At 45.0% G+C, this 7,593-nt stretch carries 5 protein-coding genes, 1 tRNA gene and 1 pseudogene; 2 read left to right on the top strand and 5 right to left on the bottom strand.

The window, feature by feature from the left end; all coding sequences use genetic code 11:
* Window positions 1–178: 178 nt before the first annotated feature.
* The 3 genes and pseudogenes from ACFOEE_RS11760 to ACFOEE_RS11750 form a co-directional block, all read right to left on the bottom strand.
* A complete protein-coding gene (locus tag ACFOEE_RS11760) occupies window positions 179–2,080 on the bottom strand; it encodes a S9 family peptidase (protein WP_377124413.1) in 1,902 nt (633 codons plus the stop codon).
* A 152-nt stretch (window positions 2,081–2,232) separates the two neighbouring features.
* Window positions 2,233–2,517, bottom strand: a pseudogene (locus ACFOEE_RS11755) (cytosolic protein); the annotation flags it as partial.
* A gap of 190 nt (window positions 2,518–2,707) precedes the next feature.
* A tRNA-Leu gene (locus tag ACFOEE_RS11750) sits at window positions 2,708–2,792 on the bottom strand.
* A 237-nt stretch (window positions 2,793–3,029) separates the two neighbouring features.
* Between ACFOEE_RS11750 and ACFOEE_RS11745 the strand changes: the two genes are divergently transcribed.
* Window positions 3,030–3,527 (top strand): RDD family protein, encoded by a 498-nt coding sequence (locus ACFOEE_RS11745; RefSeq protein WP_377124411.1) that lies wholly within the window; start codon window positions 3,030–3,032, stop codon window positions 3,525–3,527.
* 92 nt (window positions 3,528–3,619) lie between these two features.
* On the opposite strand, the gene lptG is transcribed toward ACFOEE_RS11745, so the two are convergent.
* Window positions 3,620–4,687: an LPS export ABC transporter permease LptG gene (gene lptG / locus ACFOEE_RS11740; RefSeq protein WP_377124409.1), complete on the bottom strand. Its 1,068-nt coding sequence runs from the start codon at window positions 4,685–4,687 to the stop codon at window positions 3,620–3,622.
* The gene (lptF, locus tag ACFOEE_RS11735; RefSeq protein WP_377124407.1) at window positions 4,684–5,796 is read right to left on the bottom strand and encodes an LPS export ABC transporter permease LptF; all 1,113 of its coding nucleotides are present in this window, start codon (window positions 5,794–5,796) and stop codon (window positions 4,684–4,686) included. Before lptF ends, lptG begins: the two co-directional genes overlap by 4 nt.
* A 205-nt stretch (window positions 5,797–6,001) precedes the next feature.
* Between lptF and pepA the strand changes: the two genes are divergently transcribed.
* Window positions 6,002–7,513: a leucyl aminopeptidase gene (pepA, locus tag ACFOEE_RS11730; protein WP_377124405.1), complete on the top strand. Its 1,512-nt coding sequence runs from the start codon at window positions 6,002–6,004 to the stop codon at window positions 7,511–7,513.
* Window positions 7,514–7,593 lie beyond the last annotated feature (80 nt).

Genomic DNA, 7,593 nt, shown 5'->3' with positions numbered 1-7,593 from the left:
AGTGCTATTTAGAAAAGGTATTGAATAGCAAGTGATTTTTCATGCTCTTGCCCTGGGCATAACCCTATCAATGATAACCACCTATTGGTGTGGGTGCTGTAGGGCCAAAACCAAAATGCCAGTGCGTTCACACTGGCATTATGTTTTTATTGAATTTAGAAAGACTTAAAATTCAATATTAAAGCGTATCTTCTAACCATTTAAAGAACTCACGCTGCCATACAATACCGTTTTGCGGTTGTAGCACCCAGTGGTTCTCTTCGGGCAGATATAAGAAGCGGCTCTGTAAACCACGCACTTTAGCAGCTTGGAACGCGGCGATGCCCTGCTCTAGCGGTACGCGGTAGTCTTTGCCACCATGGATCACAAACATTGGCGCATTCCATTTATCCACGTAATTAATTGGGTTAAATTGGTTGTATGCTTTTTGGGTTGCTTCGTTATTTTCCCAGTAAGCGCCGCCGAGTTCGTTGTTAACAAAGAACAGCTCTTCGGTGGTGCCATACATGCTACGCAGGTCAAAGATGCCGCAGTGTGCTATAAAGGTTTTAAAGCGGCCGTCATGGTTACCCGCTAAATAAAACGCCGAGTAACCACCGTAACTTGCGCCTACCGCTGCCAAACGGGTGTTATCCACGTACGATTCCTTGGCTACGTCATCAATCGCATCAAGGTAATCTTGCATTACTTTGCCACCCCAATCGTGGCTGATGTCGTCGTTCCATTTTACACCATGACCCGGCATACCACGGCGGTTAGGGGCAACAACGATATAGCCTTGTGAAGCCATTAGTTGGAAGTTCCAGCGGAAAGAATAAAACTGCGACAGCGCCGACTGCGGGCCACCTTGTAAATACAGAAGCGTTGGGTATTTCTTGCTCTTATCAAAGTTTGGTGGATAAATCACCCACGTCACCATGTCTAAACCGTCTTTGGTTTTTACAATACGTTTTTCAACATTCGGTAAATCAAGGCCGGCATAAAACGCATCGTTTTCTTTAGTTAACGCGGTCAGCTTGTTGTTTTTTAGATTAAAGCTGTAGATTTCTGTCGCCGCATTCATGCTGCTGCGCGTGACCACAAGTTGGCCTTCAAGCGCTGCAACAATGCCATTCACATCAAACTGACCGTTGGTCAATTGTTTGATTTTTGGTTGCGCTTTGCCTTTTAGGTTCACGTCGACTTGAAACAGCTGAACCGTGCCATTCACCGGTGCCACAAAGTAAATTTGCTTACCGTCATGGCTCCATTTAAAGCTTTTTACCGTGCTATCCCAATGAGCGGTTAAGTTCACGTCACGGTCGCCTGCTTTAACGATAATATCGTTTTTATCAGCTTCGTTGCCCGGCATGTCCATTTGCAGCCAAGCTAACTGGCCTTGCTTAGAAAACGCGGGGTATTTGTCGTAACCTAAGTTGCTTTCGGTAATATTCGTGGTTTGCTTGGTCGCTAGGTTATAACGATAAATATCGGTATTGGTGCTTTTTACGTACTCAGTGCCTGAGAGCTTTTTACTGACGTAGTAAATGTTTTCGCCTTTCGGGCCCCAAGTGTAATCCGCTGCACCGCCAAACGGTGCCGTTGGACTTTCAAAAGGCTCGCCCTGCATGATGTCAACGGTGGCTTCGGTTTTTAAGTCTTGATAAAACACATGCTTAAAGTTGCCGTCTTTCCACGTATCCCAATGACGATAGTTTAAATCGTCGTACACATACGCGTTGGCTTTTGTGAGTTCTTTATGACGGTCCGTCGCAAGGATATTTTCTAATTGCACTGATTTATGAAACAGTTTTTTACTGCCATCTGGTGAGATGCTGCTGTCGATAAGCAAACCTTGGTAAGCTTCAAGCAACGTTGCATCACCACCTTTGAGTGAGACTTGATATACTTTGCTGCTAAAGTCGTTATTTGCCACATTTGGCGTGGTTACTTTATAAATAACGTGGGTTTGGTCTTTGTTTAAACCAAGTGCACTGACTCGTTTTACTTGCCAGAGTTTTTCTGGCGTCATGACCTCATTGGCATAAGCACCAAAACTGAATGCTAATCCTAAGCTTACAGATACAATAGTTCGCAACATCGCGAAATCCTCCAAATATAAAATCGGGAGTAGCCTACCTAATTCAACCTAGAGTTAAAAGTAATACGCGATACAAGCCTGATGTGTCGTCGAGTTCAAGAGGTAAAATAAGTTATGAGCCTTTTAATTTCAGTCTAAAAAGCCCACAGCGCTTACTCATCGTTAAGCTTTTTCAGATTGTGCTCGACGAGAGAAGCGTCTGGCACTAATTGCTGGGCTACTTCTAGCTGTTGAATAGCGTTTTCCGGGTTTTCTGCTTGATGCTTAAGCACAATGTCGCTCAAAGGCTGAATATCAATTTGTGCTCGGTGTTTTTGAATATGCTCTTCTTTTTCATCAAGCAGAATTTGATGCACTTTACTTAGCAAACCTAAGCGATGACCCGAGTTTTTATTGGCCTGGTTTAAACGCTTATAACAATCATCTTTAAATCGTAATATATTGATTTATAGATAAAACCCCCAACCATTACGGCTCAGGTTATTAAAGTGGTACCAGTGGGTGGACTCTTAACTTGCATCAGTGCCACCCGCGTGGCACTCAGGTCCGCATGATCAGTTAATATTTTATTGATGACAAATTTCAGGCATAAAAAAACCCCAACCATTTAGGTTGGGGTTAGTAAAGTGGTACCAGTGGGCGGACTTGAACCGCCACGCCCGAAGGCAACGGATTTTGAATCCGTCATGTCTACCAATTCCATCACACTGGCATCATTTTTCTTTAATCTTCTAAATCTAGAGAAGATAAAGAAAAACCACTTTGAGCTCAGGCTTTGTTTATCTGCCCTTGTCTCTATGCCCTGCATTATACAAACATTCATAAGCGCAGCAAGTAATTTTTTGATTTACTTGTGTTAACTGCTTATTCTTTGAACAAAACTGCGCAAACACTGCATTTAGCTTGAGTTTGATGTAAAATGCCGCGAGTTTATTTGTCGAGAATTGTTATGTCTAAGTTCCCTCGCGCAGGTTTTTTTCGCCGTCTCGCGTCGTTAGTTTACGATGGATTAGTCGTCATTGCGTTTGCCATGTTGAGTATTGCACTGTATTTATTTGCCATCGAAGCTTGTATCGCCTTTGGTTGGTTATCGCTTAATGGCTTTAAAGAAATTTCAATCCTGATCCAAGATACTCCCTTACTTTATACCTTAAGACTAATCCTGATCGTCGGCGTGTCGGTGTTGTTCTTTGGTTATTTTTGGAGTCGCAGTGGGCAAACCATTGGCATGCGTGCTTGGCGTATCCAAGTGCAAACTTTAGATGGTCAACTCCCCTCTTTCACACAAGCCAGCTTACGCAGTCTATGCAGTTTACTCGGCTTAGGTAATTTAGTGGTGTTGGTGGATTTTAAACATCAGCGTGCATTACAAGATTGGCTCACTGGTACACAAGTTGTGGTGTTAAGTAAAGAAGAAAACCGCCGTGTTTATCAGAGCTTAGATTAAAGCTTTGTAGTCAGCTTAGATTTACCTTTAAGAATCAGCGCGACATAAAGTCGCGCTAATTAGGTAAGATAACAGCGCTTCGCGAGTGTTTATTATGTTCGTCTTTGCAGTAAATAACTGGCAAAACCGATAAATAAGATACTTGGCATCACAGCACCAAATACCGCTGGGACTTGGTAAACCATCACAATTGGGCCAAAGATTTCATTACTTAAATGGAAAGCGATACCAGTTACCACGCCCATAATAATGCGCGCACCCATACTCACAGAGCGTAAAGGTCCGAATATAAAAGATAGCGCCACCAGCAACATCACCGCGACGGTTACTGGCTGCATCAACTTGCGCCATAGTGCTAATTCATAGGTACTGGTATCTTGGTCGTTCTGGCTCAAATAATCCAAATAAGACCATAGCCCAGAAAACGACAGTGATTCAGGGTCAATAGACACCACACCGAGTTTTTCCGCATTTAATTGTGACGGATAAAACAATTCTGGCTGCGTACTTGCGGTGATCTGCTCTTTGCCCATTACCACTTGCTCCACCTCTTTAAATAGCCAGCCATCACGCCGCGCGTGCCCCGCCTTCGCACGAATGATGTTAGTCAAGGACAAAGACTCATCAAATTGATAGATGCTGATGTCTTGCAACACGCCAAATTGATCAACATTAGCGATATTAATAAAATTGCTGCCATCTTTGGCCCAAATACCCTTTTGCGCATTGAACACTTCACCACCGTGAATGGCTCGGGTTTTCAAATCATGAGCGGTCTTCTCCGCTTGCGGTGCGCCCCACTCGCCCACCGCCATCATGCACAGCGCCAATACCACAGCGGTTTTCATCACCGAGGTGATAATGTTAAAACGCGACATCCCCGCGGCTTGCATCACAATAAGCTCACTGTTTGAAGCCAAAGCACCAAGCCCAGTTAAGCCACCAATCAATACTGCCATCGGGAAAAACACCACTAAGTCACCCGGCACGCTGTAAAGGGTGTACAGCAGCGCATCCATAATATCGAAATTACCACGACCAACCGATTTCAGTTGCTCAATAAACTTGATAAGCGTGCTAATCCCGACCAACACCATAAGTGCAAAACCTGTGGTTTGCAGCAAGCTTCTGCCCAAATACCAATCTAACGTTTTCATCATGCTAGTTTCTCCCGACGCAGAAACACCGCACGTAACCACACCCCAAATGGCCTTCCTTTAACGATTAAATAGGCACCAATAAACAAGGCGCTTAGATGTATCCACCAAAGTCCAATGGAAGTCGGGATTTTGCCATCGGCTACGGCAAAACGCGCTGCGTTCAGCAAAATAAAGTAACCCAAATATAAGCTAATGGCTGGTACTAACTTGGCAAACTTACCCTGTCTTGGATTGACCACGCTAAGCGGCACCGCAATTAAGGTGAGCAGCGGAATGGCCAGCGGAATGGCAATACGCCACTGGAACTGCGCTATCGCTTCAGTGGTGTTCATTTCTAATAATTTGTGCGTTGGTACCGCTTCAAGTTTACGGCGCTGATGTTCAATGGCTTGCTCACGTATTTGTACTTGATAGCTAGAAAACTCGGTAAGATTGACCGCTAAACTGCTGTCTTCACTTTCATAGCGCTTACCTGAACCCAGCAGCAGTTGTTGCTCGCCACTATCCGATTCTAATACTTTACCGGTTTGCGCATACACAATACGCGCCTCATGATTGCTGTCTTTGTTTGGCAACTGCGCGACAAAGACTTTGTGTAGATCTGTGCCACCATTATCGATATTGTGGACAAACACCACGGCTTTTTCGTTACCGGTTTGCTGAAAACGGCCCGCCCGCAGTGCAGATAAGCCCGACTCAGCGTCCGCTTGCTCACGCAACTGATATTCTTTTTCGCTCGCCCAGGGCGCCAATCCCAACGTCAATACCGCTGCCAATACCGCCATCACTGCGCTCGACACCAAAGTTACCCGCACTACATACCATTCACTGACACCACAAGCGCGCAGCACCGTCATTTCGCTGTCGGCATAAATTCGGCTGTAGGCGAGTATGATGCCTAAAAATATACTCAGTGGCAGGATCAAAGACGCCAATTGCGGTAATTTAAGCGCAAGAAATGCCAGTACCATTTTACCGGGAATGCTGCCTTCCGAAGCCGAGCTCAAGATCACCACAAACTTCTGCGAAACGAAAATAGTCATCAAGGTTAGGAATACCGCGAGCTGAGATTTCAGAACTTCGGCAGTTAAATAACGAAAAATTAGCAATGTTTGCCCCTATAAGCGTCTTATTTCACTGGAATAGTGCAAAAAATTGGGTAAACTCTTTATTTTAGTGACTTTATTATATGTCATCGTGACCGATAATCCTACCAGACGTTATGCCGATGTAATGAAATATCACGGCTTTACTGGTATTGATGCGAATTGATGTATAAAGTTCAAATTGACCGAAAGACAACTAGGAGTCGCAATGGAATTCAGCGTAAAAAGCGGAAGCCCGGAAAAACAACGCAGTGCGTGTATTGTGGTGGGCGTTTATGAACCGCGCCGGTTATCCCCCATTGGCGAACAGTTAGATAAAATTAGTGAAGGCTATATCTCTACCTTGCTACGCCGTGGTGATATTGAAGGTAAAACTGGCCAAGTGCTATTACTACACCATGTGCCAAATATTCTAAGTGAGCGGGTGTTATTGGTAGGCTGTGGAAAAGAGCGCGAGCTTGACGATAAACAATACAAACAAATTATTTCCAAAACCATCAATACCCTCAATGAAACAGGCTCAATGGAAGCGGTGTGCTTTTTAACTGAGCAACACGTTAAAGGCCGCGATACTTACTGGAAAGTTCGTCAAGCAGTAGAGACCACCCAAGACTGCCTCTACACCTTTAATCAATTGAAAAGCAAAAAGAGCGACTTACGCCGCCCGCTACGTAAAATCGTCTTTAACGTGCCAACTCGCCGTGAATTACCGATTGGTGAAACCGCCATCGAACACGGGTTAGCTATCGCCTCAGGTTCTAAGCTGTGTAAAGACGTTGCCAATATGCCACCCAATATCTGTAACGCAGCCTATTTGGGCGAACAAGCAAAAGCGCTTGCCAGCGAGTTTGATAAAGTCACAGTGAATTTAGTCGGCGAAAAAGAAATGGAAGAGCTTGGCATGCACTCTTACCTTGCGGTAGGCCGTGGTAGTGCTAACGAATCTATTATGTCGGTGATCCATTACACCGGCGCACCTGAATCACAAGCCCCAATCGTGTTTGTTGGTAAAGGCTTAACCTTTGATTCTGGCGGTATTTCAATTAAACCAGCTGAAGCTATGGACGAAATGAAATACGACATGGGTGGCGCCGCCTCGGTGCTTGGTTTAATGCGCACTGTGGCTGAGCTCAAACTGCCTCTCAATATCATAGGTATTCTGGCTGGCTGTGAAAATATGCCAAGCGCTAATGCCTATCGTCCAGGTGACATTTTAACTACGATGTCAGGGCAAACGGTGGAAGTGCTCAATACTGACGCCGAAGGCCGTTTAGTGCTGTGTGATGCGCTGACTTATGTGGAAGCGTTTGAACCTGAAACAGTTATCGACGTCGCAACCTTAACGGGTGCTTGTATCGTTGCTCTTGGTCATCACGCCACAGGTCTCTTGTCAAACCACAACCCACTTGCCCATGACTTATTAAAAGCTTCTGAGCAAAGTGGCGACCGCGCTTGGCAATTACCACTGTGGGATGATTACCAAGAACAGCTCGAAAGCCCATTTGCGGATTTCAGTAATTTAGGTGGCCGTGCTGCAGGGACGATCACCGCTGCGTGCTTCTTGTCTAAATTCACTAAAAAATACAACTGGGCGCATTTAGATATCGCAGGTACAGCTTGGCGTAGCGGTAAGAACAAAGGATCAACGGGTAGACCTGTACCTATGCTTACCCAATACTTGCTAAACCGCGCCAATATCAGCTTAGGTCAAGCGGACTAAATCCAAGGTGGGCCTAGGCTAGGTTGATTGAAGGAGACCGCATTCTGTGTCAGAATGCGGTTTTATTTTTAGTCGTCGAA

Source organism: Pseudoalteromonas fenneropenaei (assembly GCF_042643375.1).
GTDB lineage: Bacteria > Pseudomonadota > Gammaproteobacteria > Enterobacterales > Alteromonadaceae > Pseudoalteromonas > Pseudoalteromonas fenneropenaei.
Note: the sequence above shows the minus strand (reverse complement) of the source record. Positions and strands in the feature narration are given on the sequence as shown.